The following is a 15062-nucleotide window of genomic DNA, read 5'->3' on the forward strand; positions in this document are numbered from 1 at the left end:
AAGCGTATCAATCTTCAAATTTTTTGGCTCCGAGCAAGCTCGTCAGCCAAATAAAAAACAGCTAGACCAATTATGATCTAACTGCTTATGTAAACTGCCATCAACTTAATTTGACGAACAGCCAAAAAAACTGAAAGAAACTCGTCAGTTTCTCTCAGTTAATTTATTATTCATTAAATTATTAAACTAAATGTTTAAAATTATAGTGAACGTGAAGCACCTTTGTATACAACACCACGTCTTGAATCAACAGTAACAGTGTCACCATCGTTAACAAGGTTTGTAGCATTCTTAGCACCAACAACTACAGGTAGACCCATAGCAATACCAACAACAGCAGCATGTGAAGTTAAACCACCGTTTTCAACAACAACGGCACTAGCTTTTTCAAGAGCTGGTAGGTAATCTTTGTCAGTCATTTCTGTAACAAGGATGTCACCTTCGTTGATCTTCTTGTTTGCTTCTTCAGCATTGTGAGCAACTACAACGTTACCAACAACTGATTCTTCACCAACACCTTGGCCTTTAACCAATGTTGAACCGATCAATTGAATCTTCATAACGTTTGTTGTACCACTTTCACCAACAGGAACACCGGCAACAACAAGAATCAAGTCACCTTCCTTAGCAAGTCCACGTTCTTGAGCTTTCTTAGCAGCAAGATCGAACATTTCATCAGTGTTTTCCGGCTTGTCAGCAATAATAGGATCTACACCCCAGTTAACTGTCAATCCACGTTGTGTAGTTTCGTCAAATGTGATAGCCAAAATGTTAGCACTTGGACGATACTTAGAAATCATACGAGCTGTGTAACCAGACTTAGTAGCTGCAACAATTGTGTTAATGTTCAATTCTTCAGCAGTTCTAACAACTGATTCACCGATTGATTCTGTAACGTTTGAACCTTTGTAATCTTCGAATCTTTGAATAGCAAGTTGGTTCTTCTTGTCTAATTGTTGTTCTGTACGTTCATCGATACGAGCCATAGCAGCAACAGCTTCTACAGGGTAGTCACCGTTAGCACTTTCACCTGAAAGCATTGTAGCATCTGTACCATCAAGAACAGAGTTAGCAACATCAGTAACTTCGGCACGTGTAGGACGTGGGTTTTCTTGCATTGAATCAAGCATTTGTGTAGCTGTGATAACTGGCTTACCAAGTGAGTTACACTTCTTGATCAATGATTTTTGAACGAATGGTACGTTTTCAAATGGAATTTCAACACCCATGTCACCACGAGCAATCATCAAACCATCTGAAACTTTAAGAATAGAATCGATATTGTCGATACCTTCTTGTGATTCGATCTTAGGGAAAATTTGTACGTATTCACAGTGTTTTTCTTCAAGGATTTCACGAATGTCTAAGACATCTTGAGCTTTACGAACGAATGAAGCTGAGATGAAGTTGATACCTTGGTCAAGACCGAAACGAATATCATCTGAATCTTTTTCTGTAATACCAGGTAGACGAACTTCAACACCAGGAGCATTGATACTCTTTCTTGAACCGATCATACCGTCGTTTTGAACAACTGTAACCAATTCACGGTTCTTGTCATCTTTTTCAGTAATCTTCAAGTCAACAAGACCATCATCGATCAATACGTGACCACCAACGTGTGTATCATCGTAAAGACCAGGGTAAGTAGAAGCAATTTTTTCTGGTGTACCTGTCAATGAGTCATCCATTGAAATACGGATTGTTTGACCAATCTTAGCTTCAAACTTGTTACCTTCTTGAACAGTTGTACGAATTTCAGCACCCTTAGTATCAAGAACGATACCTACAGTCTTACCAGTAATTTTTTCTGCTTCGTGAACCATTTCCATACGAGCTTTGTGTTCTGGATGGTCACCGTGTGAGAAGTTGAAACGGAAGATGTTAGCTCCTGCTTCAATCAACTTAACGATTGTATCAACATCGTTACTAGCAGGTCCGAGTGTACTTACAATTTTAGTTCTTTTCATCGAGAATCCCCTTTTCTTGTCTTATTCATCGTTTATTGTAACAAATTACATCATTTCATGCTTGAAATTATCTGCTTAAAGATTCATTCAAATCATAAAGTGATAAATCTGGTTTGTGCTTGCTATCGAATAAATCAAGAATATCATGTGAAGTAATCTTGTTATCTTCGATACCAATTGCAAGACCACCTTTGCCTTCAAGAAGAAGGTCAACAGCCTTAGCACCCATCTTGCTTGCTAAGACACGATCTCTTGCAGTTGGTGAACCACCACGTTGTACGTGTCCTAAGACAGTAGCACGTGTTTGGAAGTCACCATACTTGTCCAATTCATTCATGAAATCTTGAGCATGCATAACTCCCTCGGCCAAGACAATAATCATATTCTTATTGCCTTTTTCACGGCCTTCTGTAACTTTCTTTGCAATTTCTTTAATATCGAAATCACGTTCTGGAACGACAATCTCTTGAGCACCACCGGCAACACCAGCCCAAAGAGCAACGTCACCAGCACCTCGACCCATTACTTCAACAACGAAAGTTCTTTCGTGAGAAGTAGCAGTATCCCTTAACTTGTCAATGGCATCGACAGCAGTTGAAACAGCTGTGTCAAAACCAATTGTAAAGTCAGTATAAGGAATATCATTATCGATAGTTCCTGGTAGCCCAATTGCGTTGTAACCATGTTCAGTCAAACGTAATGCACCGTGGTAAGAACCGTCGCCACCAATAACAACTAGTGCGTCGATTCCAAATTTCTTCAATTGCTCAATACCCTTGAGTTGACCTTCTACGTTAGCAAATTCAGGGTATCTTGCAGAATGCAAGAAAGTACCACCGCGTTGAATACGGTCAGACACGTCAGCAGTTGTTAGTTGAAAGATGTCACCAGCAACCAAACCAGCATATCCATAATTGATACCAAACACTTCAAGCCCCTTGTCAATGGCTCTACGTGTGACTGCTCTAATAGCAGCATTCATACCAGGGGCATCTCCACCACTGGTTAAAATACCAATACGCTTCATTTGTTCACACTCCAAAATTATTTGTTTCTAAAACAAAACCTAATAAAATATAACATTTTTGTTACTTACTTTGTAGAGCTGAAAACGTTTTAAAATAAATAAATCAGTCTTTTTTTACGAAAACATTTCTTTTACCTAAAAAGTTTTCCAGTTTACTTTGCACATTACTATTAAAATCTATCCACCGGTTAGATTTCAAGAGTAAAGCCTGTCTTTTTTTCTCTCGATAAATTATCACCGGCATTTTACCACGTGAACTTTCAATCAATTGATACAATTCTTCAAGTTTTTCTGGATTGTCCATTTGAGGCATTATCCGTAAATATAACTTTTCTTTTGGTAATTTGACTGTATATTGTTTAGGATCCAAAAGACGTTCAGCAATTAATTCTAAATCTCCTCGCTGACCAACGTTGCTGCGACCTACAAAGAGAAAGATTTTACCATCCAGTTCCTCTTTTTCTATTTTTTGAAATAGCTTTGGAAAAACGGTCACAGATATACGGCCAGATTCATCTTCAATCGTCATAAAACACATACGTTGACCCTTTTTAGTCCTAATCACTCGTAAATTTTTAACTAATCCTAAAACATTAACATTGACATTTTGTCTATTACTTAAATCAACAATTTTGACGGTTTGTAAATCTAAAAGACGACTACGATATTTTTCAACCGGATGTCCTGAAACATAGACTCCCAAATATTCCTTTTCTTGATTGAGCTTTTCAGTCAAAGTAAAATCATTAACTTGATGTTTCTTTGGATCTAAGACATCGAATAACGATAAATTTCCACCAGCTAATTGAATGCTTTCAATCAAATCACGGAAATTATAGAGCAATTCTTTACGATTTTGATTGAATTTATCAAACGCCCCAGACAATACCAGTGGTTCTACGTAATCTGTCTTAACGAACCTTCGGTCAATTCGCTGTAAAAAGTTAATTGGACTAGTATATTCGCCATTTTTTTCACGCTGTTGAATAATTTCTGATGCCAAGTCTCGACGCATCCCTTTAATACTCAACAATCCAAAACGAATAGCCTCTTTCGTATCGACAAATTCATATTGGCTCTGATTGATATCGACATTCAAAATTTTTAAATGTGCGTCTTTAGCATCCTGAATATACGTCGTCACCTTAGATTCAGCATTCAAGTTTGAATTTAATAAGCAAGTAAAAAAGACATCTGGGAAATGGACTTTGATATACGCTAGCCAAAAAGCAATCATCGAATAGGCAACTGAATGGGATTTGTTGAATCCATAGTTACCAAACTTTTCGATATACTGATAAACCTTTTGAGCAGAGGCTTCATCATGTCCTTGAGAAACTGCCCCGTTAACGAATTTTTGTCGATTCTCTTCAATTAAAGCTTCATTCTTCTTACTGATAGCCCGACGTAAAATATCGGCATCAGCCAGTGAAAAACCAGCCATTTCAGATGATACTTGCATTACTTGCTCTTGATAAACCAGAACTCCATAAGTGGGTTTGAGAATTTTTTCAAGCGATTGATCAGGATAGACTACCGGTTCTTCACCGTGTTTTCGGGCAATAAAAGTGGAAATATTTTGCATGGGACCTGGGCGATACAAGGCATTAGTGGCCACAATGTCATCAAAACTAGTTGGAACCAATCTGCGCAAGACGCTTCTGATTCCATCTGATTCAAATTGAAAGACACCGTCCGTCGCTCCTAACTGGAAGATTTTTAAAGTCCTTTCATCGTTTAAAGGAATCTTTTCAGGAATGAAAGTTTTACCATATCGTTTGGAAATCTTTTTAATAGCCTCATCCAAAATAGTCAAATTCTTGAGACCTAAAAAGTCCATCTTCAACAATCCAACACTTTCAACATTGTATTTAGTTTGCTGAGTTAAATTGATGCCATCATCTTCTAATTGAACAGCCACAATATCAGTCATGGGCTTTTTACTTAAAACTATCCCTGCAGCATGAGTTGAATAGTGCCGAGGGATTCCTTCAACTCTTTGAGCAACTTTAAATATTAATTGATTTTCACGAGAATTATTAACTAATTCTCTTAAGGAAGCTGATTCATCAAAAGAATCATGCAAACTGATATTAAGTTTTTTAGGAATTGCATTTGACCATTGAGAAATCTGAAATTGCGTTTGACTAAAAGTTCTCGAAATGTCTCTTAAAGCCATCTTCGCTGCCAAGGTTCCAAAGGTAATAATTTGTGCCATATGATCAGAACCATATTTGTCATGCATATACATAACCATCTCATCCCGTCGGTCATCTGGTAAATCTAAATCGATATCAGGCATATTGGCTCTTTGAGGATTTAAAAAACGTTCAAACAAAAGGTCATATTTAATCGGGTCTACTTGAGTAATACCTAGACAATATGACACTAAAGAACCAGCAGCTGAACCACGACCTGGGCCTGTTTTAATACCAACTTCATGTGCATGCTTAATGACAACCCAAACAATCAAAAAGTAGTCTGAGAAGCCCATTTTTTCAATTACACGCAATTCATAATTCAAGCGATCTACATAATTTTGAGCAATATTATTATTGAAACGTTTTTTTAATCCTTTCAAAGCTAAACTATGTAAAAATTGAATCGAAGTTGTTTTATCTGGCGTTTCAAATTTTGGCAATTCAGTTTCCTTAAATTCAATCTCAACGTTACAGGCATCAGCTATTTTTTCAGTATTTTTGACAGCTTGTTGCATGTCGACTTGTAAAAAATCAGCAGTAAATTCATCCGCTTTTTTTAAATAATGATCGCCAGTTTCCACAACTTGTTCTAAACTTTCAAATCTTTGACCAGTTCGTAAATTATTGACGACTTGATAAGCTAAATGGTCATCAGAATTGATATATCTCACATCGCCTAATGCAGTCATCGGCAAATTCTCCATCTGAGCAGTTTGCTTAATATTTTTGACATTATCGATTTGGCCGGAATTTAATCCAACTCCTAAAAAGAAAGCCCCTTTGTCAAATAAGCCAACTATCTTTTTTAAATAGTCTTTGACATCAACTTGTAAAATTTCAGCTCCGCTGCCTGGTGTGATGACAAATAAATTATTTAAGTAATCTTTTAATTCCAAAATATCAAGAGGTTCTTTATTAGACATTATTTTGGAAGATATTTTAATTAAATTCTTATACCCTGCATCATTTTTTGAGAGCAAGATCAATGAATATTTATTAGTTGTATCAATAATTCCAGCAAGTTCAGCAGTTAAACCAATGATTGGCTTGAGGCCAATTTTTTTGGCATATTTATAAAAATCAATCGAACCATACAAATTGTTAATGTCGGTTAAAGCTAATGCTTGATAGCCTCTTTTTTTTGCTTGTTCGATTAGTTCCGTTAATTTAGCGGGACTGTGCAGTAAACTATAACTACTCATCGCTTGTAGTTGTGCTTGCAATTTGTCGCCCCCTTTGGTTAAAATTATATCAAAAGCAAGTGAAAGTTTATTGGGAAAATTATTCTTTTGTGCTAAACTACTTGAGAAAGCGAGATGGAAGAAATGAGATATATTGCTATTATTTTCTGGTCTATCATGCTGGGACAAGTTGCCGGATTCATTGGTGGTGCTTTAAACCAGCAAACTTTTAACATGAGTTATTCAGCAATCGTCAGCGTTGTATTTGCTGTCATTTTTAGTATAATTCCATTGATTCTAGATAGTTCTGTTAAAGACGAAAAAAACGCTTAATTTTATTAGGCGCTTTTTTATTATTTACAATTTATAAAAAAACTGTTAATTCATAATTTGAATTAACAGTTTTTTTGTTGATTAATATTTAGTGATATAAAGATAGAACTCACTTGTAGTCAAATTAATATTAAAATTGATACCCTTTGAAGTTATTTGATCCATCGAAGTCTTAGTAGAACTTTGTCCAGTATTCTTGATTTGTTTCGAAAAGTCTTTCAAAACCTTTTTCCCATCTGCACCTAAAATATTCGATACGACCATCAAATCAGTTGCAAAGTCCTTTTGTCCTGATTTAGACTTCAAATCTTTATATGAAAATTTCGTAGCAATGCCCATCAACTGATTATTTTGGACATTATAGTACCATTTAGTCCCATCATTCTTCTTATGAGTAAAAATCCCATTTTTTGAGATCAACTGTAATTGATCCGTTGGTTGACCTAACGACAACAACGTATAGTTATAACTTTGAGCAAAAGTCAGGTAGTCTGTAAGAGCCTTGGCTTTTTTTACTTTTACTAATTTAGTTTCAGTATCTTTTCCATTTGTAGCTTTGATTCTAACATTTTGATTTGTATTAGAAACTGGTACTGAAATGGCAAAATGTCCTCCATCAACCGCAACTTTCTTAGTTTTTCCAGCAACTGTATAAGTCAATTTTTTATAATCAGTGGCTTTCCCCTTGATTGTTGCTACTAGTCCATTGGCACTATATGACTTTTTAGTCGTAGACAGGCTTAAAGAAGAGCATCCCGTTAGCAATAAAAAGAATAGCGGAATAACCATCAATAACATGTATTTAAGTTTTTTCATAGTTGTTTCCCCATCTAATTTTAAATATGAAAAAAAGCCAAGACTAAATTGACTTGACTTTTTTATTAAGCTTCTTTGTTATCGTCGATAACTTTTTCACCTTTGTACATACCTGATGGTGATACGTGGTGACTCAAACGATATTCACCTGTAGCAACATCGAATTGCATGTTTGGTGTAGCTAATTTAATATGTGCACGTCTTTGACGCTTTCTTTGTTTTGATGATTTTCTCTTTGGAACTGCCATGTTTAAAAACTCCTTTATTTATATTAACCTAATCAAATCTAACGTTTAATATAATACTATCATAAAAACGTTTGAGCAAGCAAATTTACTATTTTGTTTGCTTTTTAGCATTATTTTCCTTTAATGCGTCAGCAATTTGACTGTCATGAGAAACTTTAACATTGGAAATTTGTTTCTTAGCATGACGGTTTAAATCATTATCTTTTTTCTTACCAGTGCCAGCTAGAAGCAACGTAACTAATGCCCCTAAAAGTAACGATACGATGATCAAAATGATCAAAGGTAACTTAACACGCGTGAAGCCAAAGCTGACTGCCACTGGATCTACATTTAATACAGCGAAGATCACTACGATTAAAACAATAACTAATCCGATGACGAATTTCGATTGTTTTCCATTACCATTCATTGTAAAGCTCCCCCTACTTCCGATTTCCAAGTGTTGAAGCAAAATAATCCCCAAGACTTGGAGCTAATTTATAAAGCACTGCTGCTAATTCCATATAGCGAGGACGATTAATCTCACGTTTATTCTTATCAAAAGTATTAACGATTTCCCATGCTAACTTATCCGGATCTAAGACAAAATTTTTGACCGAATCGAGATAAGTACCATTATGATCAGCCACATTGAAGAAATTAGTCTTCACTGGCCCTAGATTAATAGTTGTTACATATACACCCATTGGTCTTAATTCAAGTCTTAGACCATCAGAGAAGGCAATCACGGCTGCTTTTGTAGCTGCATAGGCTGCTGACTTAGGTGTTGTTATCTTACCAGCCATAGAGCCAACATTCAAGATATGTCCTCTGCCATTTTTGATCATTTCAGAAGCCACTAATCTCGTCATCAACATCAAACCGAGAACATTTACTCGAAACATCTTTTCAATCTTATCGAAGTCTGTTTCTAGATAATTAGAAAAGTCTCCAAAACCGGCTGCATTAACTAAATAGTCAATGTCGTCATTAATCTCATAAACGTCTTTAACACCTTGAGTAATTTGTTTTGGATCACTCATGTCAATTGATAAGTACTCATGATGCGCACTTTCAGCACCAACACGAATACATTCATTTTTAACTTGAAGCAATTTTTCTTCATTTCTGGCAATTAGAATTACATTGGCACCACATTTAGCAGCATTAACAGCCACGTCCTTGCCAATTCCAGAAGAGGCTCCAGTAACGATCAGTGTACGATTCAATAAATTAGTCATAACCATCCTCTTTTCTATTTAAATGGTACCTCATACAGGTCAAAATCTTTAGCCACGCGCGTATTCTTAAAAATCTTTTGAGCTTCTTTTTGTAAAATCAAAGCACCTCTACCAGTATATCTAGCAGAAATATGCGTTAAAATCAAACCCTTTGCATGGCATCTTTTCGCAACTTGAGCTGCTTGAGTAGCTGTGGAATGGAAATAGTTATAAGCCATTTGTTTCTCATCATTTGAAAAAGTCGATTCGTGAACGATCACATCAGCATCTTGAGACAACTTATCTATTTCTGGAGTGTATCTCGTATCAGAAATGATTGTCACGATTTTACTTGGCTTATCTGGTCCAATAAAATCTTTACCATTTAAAACTGTTCCATTTTCTAATTCAACAGTTTTCCCAGCTTTTAATTGACCAAAGATTGGTCCATTAGGAATATTATACTTCTTTAAATCATCAACTAACAATTCACCCGTTCGAGGTTTTTCAACAACTCGATAGCCAAAACAAGTAACACGATGCTTCAATTTTCCAGCGTAAACACTAAAGGTCTTATCATTAAAAATCTCGCCTTCATTTTTTAACTCGATATATTTAATTTGATAGCTCAGTTTGCTGCCAGTGACTTTCAAAGATGTTTCTACATATTCTTTAATTCCCACTGGTCCATATATTTCAAGTGGAGAATCGCCGCCTTGATTGGCCCGGCTAGACAACAACCCAGGAAGTCCAAAGATATGGTCGCCGTGTAAATGGGAGATAAATATCTTAGTTATCTTCCTTGGTTTAATTGTTGTTCTCAATATTTGATGCTGTGTAGCCTCGCCAACGTCAAAAAGCCATACTTCGTTTCTTTCATCAAGCATCTTAAGTGCTGTACTTGAAACATTGCGACCTTTCGATGGAACTCCGGCACCAGTTCCTAAAAATTCTAATTCCATAAAAAAATCCTATTCTATTTTTTATCTATTGTTTTCAAAATTTCTTTAGCAACATATGAAGTGTAATACATTGAACCATCAGGATTTGGATGAACATTGTCATCATAGAACCAGTCTGTATGGTTTTCTGAATAACCATTCCAATCAATGACTGTTAAATTCTTATACTTCTTTTGTGCTTGGTCTAAGACACCATTAACAGTCTTTTCCCATGGTCTTGTTGGTACGTGAACATTAATCCAGTAAACATGACGTTTAGGTCCAACTAAATTCATAATCTGACCTAATTGTTGCATATTGAATGGTCCGTTAGTTCCCAAACCAATCATAACATTTTGAGCTAAGACGCCTTGATCTTTATAGTTTTGCAAAATATCCACACTGGCAGTTAATTGACGACTGACAGCAGCATCGACGATAACTTTCTTATCATCGAATAACTTCAAGAAATTATCTGAACCATCGGCCATAACAGAATCACCAACAGCTGTCATTGGGATATCCTTTAATCTTTGCAAGTCAATTTGCGTCAAGCCATATTTCTCGAAATCAGTATTGATAGGATGATCTTTTGCAGCCTTCTTATACTTAGCATAGTCTGCTGCAGACATCTTACCTGTTGAATTCTTTTGCTTCTTAGCTTTCTTCAAATTCTCAATTGCTCGTTGTTTCTTAGCTTTATTAGCTTTTTCATTCTTAGTAATCTTGTTAGCTAATTGGCTGTGGTTAACATTTGGCTTAGGAGTACTTACCGCTTTAACCACGCTATAACAACCAGTAATACTAATAACAGCTACTACTAAGGCAATAATTCTTTGCCAACCTGAAGAAATCTTAAAGAAGTTCTTTACATCGCTCCACTTAGCATGTGCTAGTGGTTGTTCAACAAATCTAAATGAAAATTCAGTTACTAAGAGAATCAAAATAACTTCGATTACAGGATAAAGCACTGGATGATCAGCGACATTCTTGAATTTTGATTCAAAGAATATCATTACTGGAAATTGATATAAATATAATCCATAACTTCTTGCACCTATATAGTGGAAGACGCGATTCGATAAAATATCATTCCAGAATGAATCAGGGTGAGCTACAACAGCAATGAAAATACATGTCGTAACTGAGAAAATAAACATTCCGCCACGATACAAGAATGGATCAGAATCTTTGATTGTAAAAATCATTAAAATCATTAAAGCAAGCGACAATAAACCAACTATATTTAGCTTCCATTTATCGCTCTTATGCAAATTGCTCTTCAATTTTTCAGCTGGCCAAATCAGTGCCAAACCGCAACCTAAAAGAATTGAGAATAATCTCGTATCAGTTCCATAGTAAATTCTACTTGGGTCAACGCCTGGCTTAAATAACATTGCCATCCAAATTGCTGAAGCAATTGAAACTATTAGAGAAAAGCCAAAGATACGACTCTTCTTAACGTGAAACTTAGTAAATAAAATCAAAAGAATTGGCCAAATAATATAGAATTGACCTTCGATTGACAGTGTCCATAAGTGAACGAATGGCGATTCATTATTAGCGAATCTTTCAAAATAAGATTGACCATTAAAAATTTGCCACCAGTTATACACGTTCAAAACATTGGTTAACACTATCTGATCTAAATGATAGAGTAACCCCTTTAAAAATATAACGATATATGCCCCAGATGCTAGTAAAACAAACAGCATCCCAGGATATAGTCTCTTAATTCTCTTTACATAGAAATTACTTAATGAGAAGGAACCACCATAATCAACAGTATTGAAGAAATGATCTGTGATTAAATAACCCGATATCAGGAAGAAAATTGGCACTCCCAAATACCCGCCGGAAAAAACATTAGGATTCAGGTGATACATAATAACACCAATCACACCTAAGGTACGTAGTCCATCAAATCCAGTAATAAACCTTTTTTTCGGTGATTTATCCATTTTTTATTGCCCCTAAATAAATTCAAAAGTGAAATCAAGAATTGTTACTGAATCGCCTGATTCAGCACCAGCCTTGATCAGTGCATCTTCGATACCCATCGACTTGAGTTGACGAGCAAAACGCATAATTCCATCTTGATGATCCATATTGGTTCTTTGAAGAAGCGATTCAACTTTCTTACCCTTAACGATAAAGCTGTGTTCATATTCTGGATCTTTTTCAATCGTGAAGGCTTTTTCTTCAGGTTCATAGTTGTAATCCTTATTCTCCTGCGTTTGAACATCAAAATGAATTGGTTCTGCCTTAGATAATACTTCACTAGTATGATTCAATAATGCCTTTACACCAGTATGTTGAATACTTGAAATTGGGAAAATATCAACATCATCTGGCAATTGTTTCTTGAACTCATCTAGACGTTCTTGCGAACCAGGTACATCCAATTTAGTTGGTACGATGATTTCTGGACGTTTTAAGACATTTTCATCATAATTACCCAATTCTTTTCTAATAGCTTGGTAGTCTTCCATTGGATCACGACCACTATTAGGATCCATATCGACTAAGTGCAAAAGAACCCGAGTTCTCTCGACGTGTCGTAAGAATTGAATTCCCAAGCCAACGCCATTTGAGGCTCCTTCAATCAAACCTGGTAAATCGGCGATAACAAAATCGTTACCATTATCTAAACGAACCATCCCTAAATTAGGCGATAAGGTTGTAAAATGATAAGCCGCAATTTTAGGCTTAGCAGATGTTGCTACAGATAATAAGGTAGATTTACCAACAGATGGGAATCCAACCAAACCAACATCAGCAATCAATTTCAATTCAAGTTTGATATGTTTTTCTTGACCAGGTTCACCATTTTCTGCCAATTCAGGTGCTTGATTCTTAGACGTAGCAAAATGAATGTTGCCTCGTCCGCCATCGCCACCTTTAGCAACGACCAACTCTTGGTTATTTTCTGTTAAGTCACCAATTAAATGTCCATTATCAACATCATAAACAGAAGTTCCCGTTGGAACATTGATATAAACAGGATCAGCTTTGTGACCATACATTCCCTTAATTTGACCATTTTGGCCAGGATCGGCTTTAAATATTCTCTTATATCTAAAGTCCATTAGGGTATTCATCCCTTCGTTAGCCCTAAGGATGATATCGCCACCGCGACCACCATCACCACCAGAAGGTCCTCCAAGCGGTACATACTTCTCGTGACGAAAGGCTACAGCGCCATCGCCACCCTTTCCGGATCTAACGGTGATTTTAACGTTATCTACGAACATTAAAATCCCCCTTTCTAAACTATAATTATCATTTCTAAATTTTAGCACAAAAACAGCTTCCATAATACGTTGAACTGACATTGATTGTCCAGTAATTTATTAAATGGTCTATAATAATTGAAAGTTTTTGGAAGATTTTGGCATTTTATGATTGATTTTGACCGTTAATGGTTGTATTATATTTTTTGCGAGGTGATGAAAGTGCTTACTGAAGAACGACAACAAATTATCCTTGAACAACTAAAAATTCATAATATTGTCAAACTCCACGATTTAATTCCATTAACTGGTGCTTCTGAATCCACCTTGCGTCGTGATTTACAAGACTTAGAAAATTGTCATAAATTACTAAGGATTCACGGCGGTGCTCAAAACGTCATTTCTTTACATGAAGAACCTGCTTTATCGCAAAAAGCAGCCGTTCATATCAATGATAAAAAAATGATTGGCCAAACAGCTGCAAACTTGGTTAGAAATCATGAAGTGATTTTTTTGGACTCTGGTACAACCATCCAATTCATGATCCCTTATCTAATCGAGCACACAGACTTGTTAGTCATTACCAATAGTGTCGACAATGCTTCGATGTTAGCCGATTACAATGTGAGCACATTTCTTCCTGGGGGAAAGTTAAAGTCATCTACTAAGGCTTTGGTTGGAGCAAACATTATTCAAACTTTGGAAAATTACCATTTTGACCGTGCTTTTATAGGTACGAATGGTTTTTCAGTGGATGCTGGCTATACAACGCCAGATCCAGAAGAAGCTGCTATAAAAAGTTTAGCGATTGCGCAGTCAAACCAATCTTATATATTGTCTGATAGTTCCAAGTTTTCGCAAGTCAGTTTTAGTCGTTTTGCTACTTTAGATGAGGTTCCATTAATAACTAACCGACTATCGGATAAAGAAAATGCTGTTTTAAGTAAATATACCAAGATAACGGAGGCAATATAGTGATTTACACAATAACAGTCAATCCTTCAATCGATTACGTTTTACAATTGAAGAATTTAAATACCGGACAAGTAAATCGGACTTCAAACGATGTCAAGCTTCCCGGCGGTAAAGGAATCAATGTTTCAAGAATTCTAAAAGAATTACAAATTGATTCAACTGCACTCGGCTTTGTTGGCGGTGCAACTGGTTCAATGTTTGAAAGTTTACTTTCAAAACACGACCTCAAGACTTCTTTCACTCAAGTTAAAGAAGATACACGTATCAACGTTAAGATCAATGCTACTGATCAAAACGAAGAAACAGAAATCAACGGTGCTGGTCCAGCTATCAGTTCTGATGAAAAACAAAGTTTTCTAGATAATCTTAAAGATATCGGTAAGGGCGATGTTGTGATTATGTCTGGAAGCCTTTGCAAAAATTTGGATTCTAAATTTTATTTGGATATCGCTGAAATGATTCAAAAACAAGGTGCTGACTTTGTGATTGACACTACTGGTCAAGCTCTTCTTGACACTTTGCCATTGCATCCATTAGTGGTTAAGCCAAATCACCATGAACTAGCTGAATTATTCAATGTTACATTTAAAAATAATCAAGAAATTATTACTTACGCCAGAAAGCTTTTGGAAAAAGGTGCTAAACATGTGCTTATTTCCATGGCTGGCGACGGTGCATTACTAGTTACAAAGGATAAAGCTTATAAAGCCAATGCCCCTAAGGGTACAGTCATTAACTCTGTTGGTGCCGGTGATTCTATGATTGCTGGTTTTGCAGGAACATTTATGGAAACAAATGATCCTATTGAAAGTTTCCATATTGGTGCTGCTTGTGGTTCTGCAACTGCCTTCAGTCAAGATATCGCCATTAAATCAAAAATTGACGAAGTTTATAAGAATATTTCAATTACAGAAGTTTAATAACTAAGGGAGACTTTT

At 36.0% G+C, this 15062-nt stretch carries 13 protein-coding genes; 3 read left to right on the forward strand and 10 right to left on the reverse strand.

Annotated features, from left to right (window positions below; all coding sequences use genetic code 11):
- Positions 1 to 200: 200 nt before the first annotated feature.
- The 3 genes from pyk to dnaE all read right to left on the reverse strand — a co-directional run bounded on the left by pyk (position 201) and on the right by dnaE (position 6421).
- Entirely contained in the window at positions 201 to 1970 is a 1770-nt protein-coding gene (pyk, locus tag FHL05_RS04850) for a pyruvate kinase (RefSeq protein ID WP_153384237.1), read from the reverse strand.
- A 67-nt stretch (positions 1971 to 2037) separates the two neighbouring features.
- The gene (pfkA, locus tag FHL05_RS04855; protein ID WP_153384238.1) at positions 2038 to 2997 is read right to left on the reverse strand and encodes a 6-phosphofructokinase; all 960 of its coding nucleotides are present in this window, start codon (positions 2995 to 2997) and stop codon (positions 2038 to 2040) included.
- A 103-nt stretch (positions 2998 to 3100) separates the two neighbouring features.
- The gene (gene dnaE / locus FHL05_RS04860; protein ID WP_153522178.1) at positions 3101 to 6421 is read right to left on the reverse strand and encodes a DNA polymerase III subunit alpha; all 3321 of its coding nucleotides are present in this window, start codon (positions 6419 to 6421) and stop codon (positions 3101 to 3103) included.
- Between the two features lie 93 nt (positions 6422 to 6514).
- Between dnaE and FHL05_RS04865 the strand changes: the two genes are divergently transcribed.
- Complete coding sequence (locus FHL05_RS04865) at positions 6515 to 6712, forward strand: YjzD family protein (protein ID WP_153384240.1); 198 nt, start codon at positions 6515 to 6517, stop codon at positions 6710 to 6712.
- An 81-nt stretch (positions 6713 to 6793) separates the two neighbouring features.
- Here the strand turns inward: FHL05_RS04865 and FHL05_RS04870 are convergent, their stop codons facing one another.
- From FHL05_RS04870 to obgE, 7 genes are all read right to left on the reverse strand, one after another.
- Positions 6794 to 7528, reverse strand: coding sequence for a hypothetical protein (locus tag FHL05_RS04870; RefSeq protein ID WP_153384241.1), 735 nt, complete (start codon positions 7526 to 7528; stop codon positions 6794 to 6796).
- A gap of 65 nt (positions 7529 to 7593) precedes the next feature.
- On the reverse strand, positions 7594 to 7776 hold the full coding sequence (gene rpmF, locus FHL05_RS04875) for a 50S ribosomal protein L32 (RefSeq protein ID WP_153384242.1): 183 nt from the start codon (positions 7774 to 7776) through the stop codon (positions 7594 to 7596).
- Between the two features lie 88 nt (positions 7777 to 7864).
- Positions 7865 to 8185 carry a lipopolysaccharide assembly protein LapA domain-containing protein gene (locus FHL05_RS04880; protein ID WP_153384243.1) on the reverse strand — a complete coding sequence of 107 codons (321 nt, stop codon included), beginning with the start codon at positions 8183 to 8185 and terminating at the stop codon, positions 7865 to 7867.
- A 13-nt stretch (positions 8186 to 8198) separates the two neighbouring features.
- A complete protein-coding gene (locus FHL05_RS04885; protein ID WP_153384244.1) occupies positions 8199 to 8996 on the reverse strand; it encodes an SDR family NAD(P)-dependent oxidoreductase in 798 nt (265 codons plus the stop codon).
- A gap of 14 nt (positions 8997 to 9010) precedes the next feature.
- Positions 9011 to 9937, reverse strand: coding sequence for a ribonuclease Z (rnz, locus tag FHL05_RS04890; RefSeq protein WP_153384245.1), 927 nt, complete (start codon positions 9935 to 9937; stop codon positions 9011 to 9013).
- Between the two features lie 14 nt (positions 9938 to 9951).
- Positions 9952 to 11877: an acyltransferase family protein gene (locus FHL05_RS04895; RefSeq protein ID WP_153522180.1), complete on the reverse strand. Its 1926-nt coding sequence runs from the start codon at positions 11875 to 11877 to the stop codon at positions 9952 to 9954.
- Between the two features lie 12 nt (positions 11878 to 11889).
- Positions 11890 to 13176: a GTPase ObgE gene (gene obgE, locus FHL05_RS04900; RefSeq protein WP_337692510.1), complete on the reverse strand. Its 1287-nt coding sequence runs from the start codon at positions 13174 to 13176 to the stop codon at positions 11890 to 11892.
- Between the two features lie 195 nt (positions 13177 to 13371).
- Between obgE and FHL05_RS04905 the strand changes: the two genes are divergently transcribed.
- Positions 13372 to 14124: a DeoR family transcriptional regulator gene (locus FHL05_RS04905; RefSeq protein ID WP_162000214.1), complete on the forward strand. Its 753-nt coding sequence runs from the start codon at positions 13372 to 13374 to the stop codon at positions 14122 to 14124.
- A complete protein-coding gene (pfkB, locus tag FHL05_RS04910; RefSeq protein WP_162000215.1) occupies positions 14124 to 15044 on the forward strand; it encodes a 1-phosphofructokinase in 921 nt (306 codons plus the stop codon). Before FHL05_RS04905 ends, pfkB begins: the two co-directional genes overlap by 1 nt.
- Positions 15045 to 15062 lie beyond the last annotated feature (18 nt).

The sequence above is a fragment of the Companilactobacillus halodurans genome (assembly GCF_009600995.1).
Lineage (GTDB): Bacteria > Bacillota > Bacilli > Lactobacillales > Lactobacillaceae > Companilactobacillus > Companilactobacillus halodurans.

Bases quoted from the DNA above. Each gene is read 5' to 3' on its own strand.
- pyk (WP_153384237.1), bottom strand. From the start codon at position 1,970: ATGAAAAGAACTAAAATTGTAAGTACACTCGGACCTGCTAGTAACGAT.
- pfkA (WP_153384238.1), bottom strand. From the start codon at position 2,997: ATGAAGCGTATTGGTATTTTAACCAGTGGTGGAGATGCCCCTGGTATG.
- FHL05_RS04865 (WP_153384240.1), top strand. From the start codon at position 6,515: ATGGAAGAAATGAGATATATTGCTATTATTTTCTGGTCTATCATGCTG.
- FHL05_RS04870 (WP_153384241.1), bottom strand. From the start codon at position 7,528: ATGAAAAAACTTAAATACATGTTATTGATGGTTATTCCGCTATTCTTT.
- rpmF (WP_153384242.1), bottom strand. From the start codon at position 7,776: ATGGCAGTTCCAAAGAGAAAATCATCAAAACAAAGAAAGCGTCAAAGA.
- FHL05_RS04880 (WP_153384243.1), bottom strand. From the start codon at position 8,185: ATGAATGGTAATGGAAAACAATCGAAATTCGTCATCGGATTAGTTATT.
- FHL05_RS04885 (WP_153384244.1), bottom strand. From the start codon at position 8,996: ATGACTAATTTATTGAATCGTACACTGATCGTTACTGGAGCCTCTTCT.
- rnz (WP_153384245.1), bottom strand. From the start codon at position 9,937: ATGGAATTAGAATTTTTAGGAACTGGTGCCGGAGTTCCATCGAAAGGT.
- FHL05_RS04895 (WP_153522180.1), bottom strand. From the start codon at position 11,877: ATGGATAAATCACCGAAAAAAAGGTTTATTACTGGATTTGATGGACTA.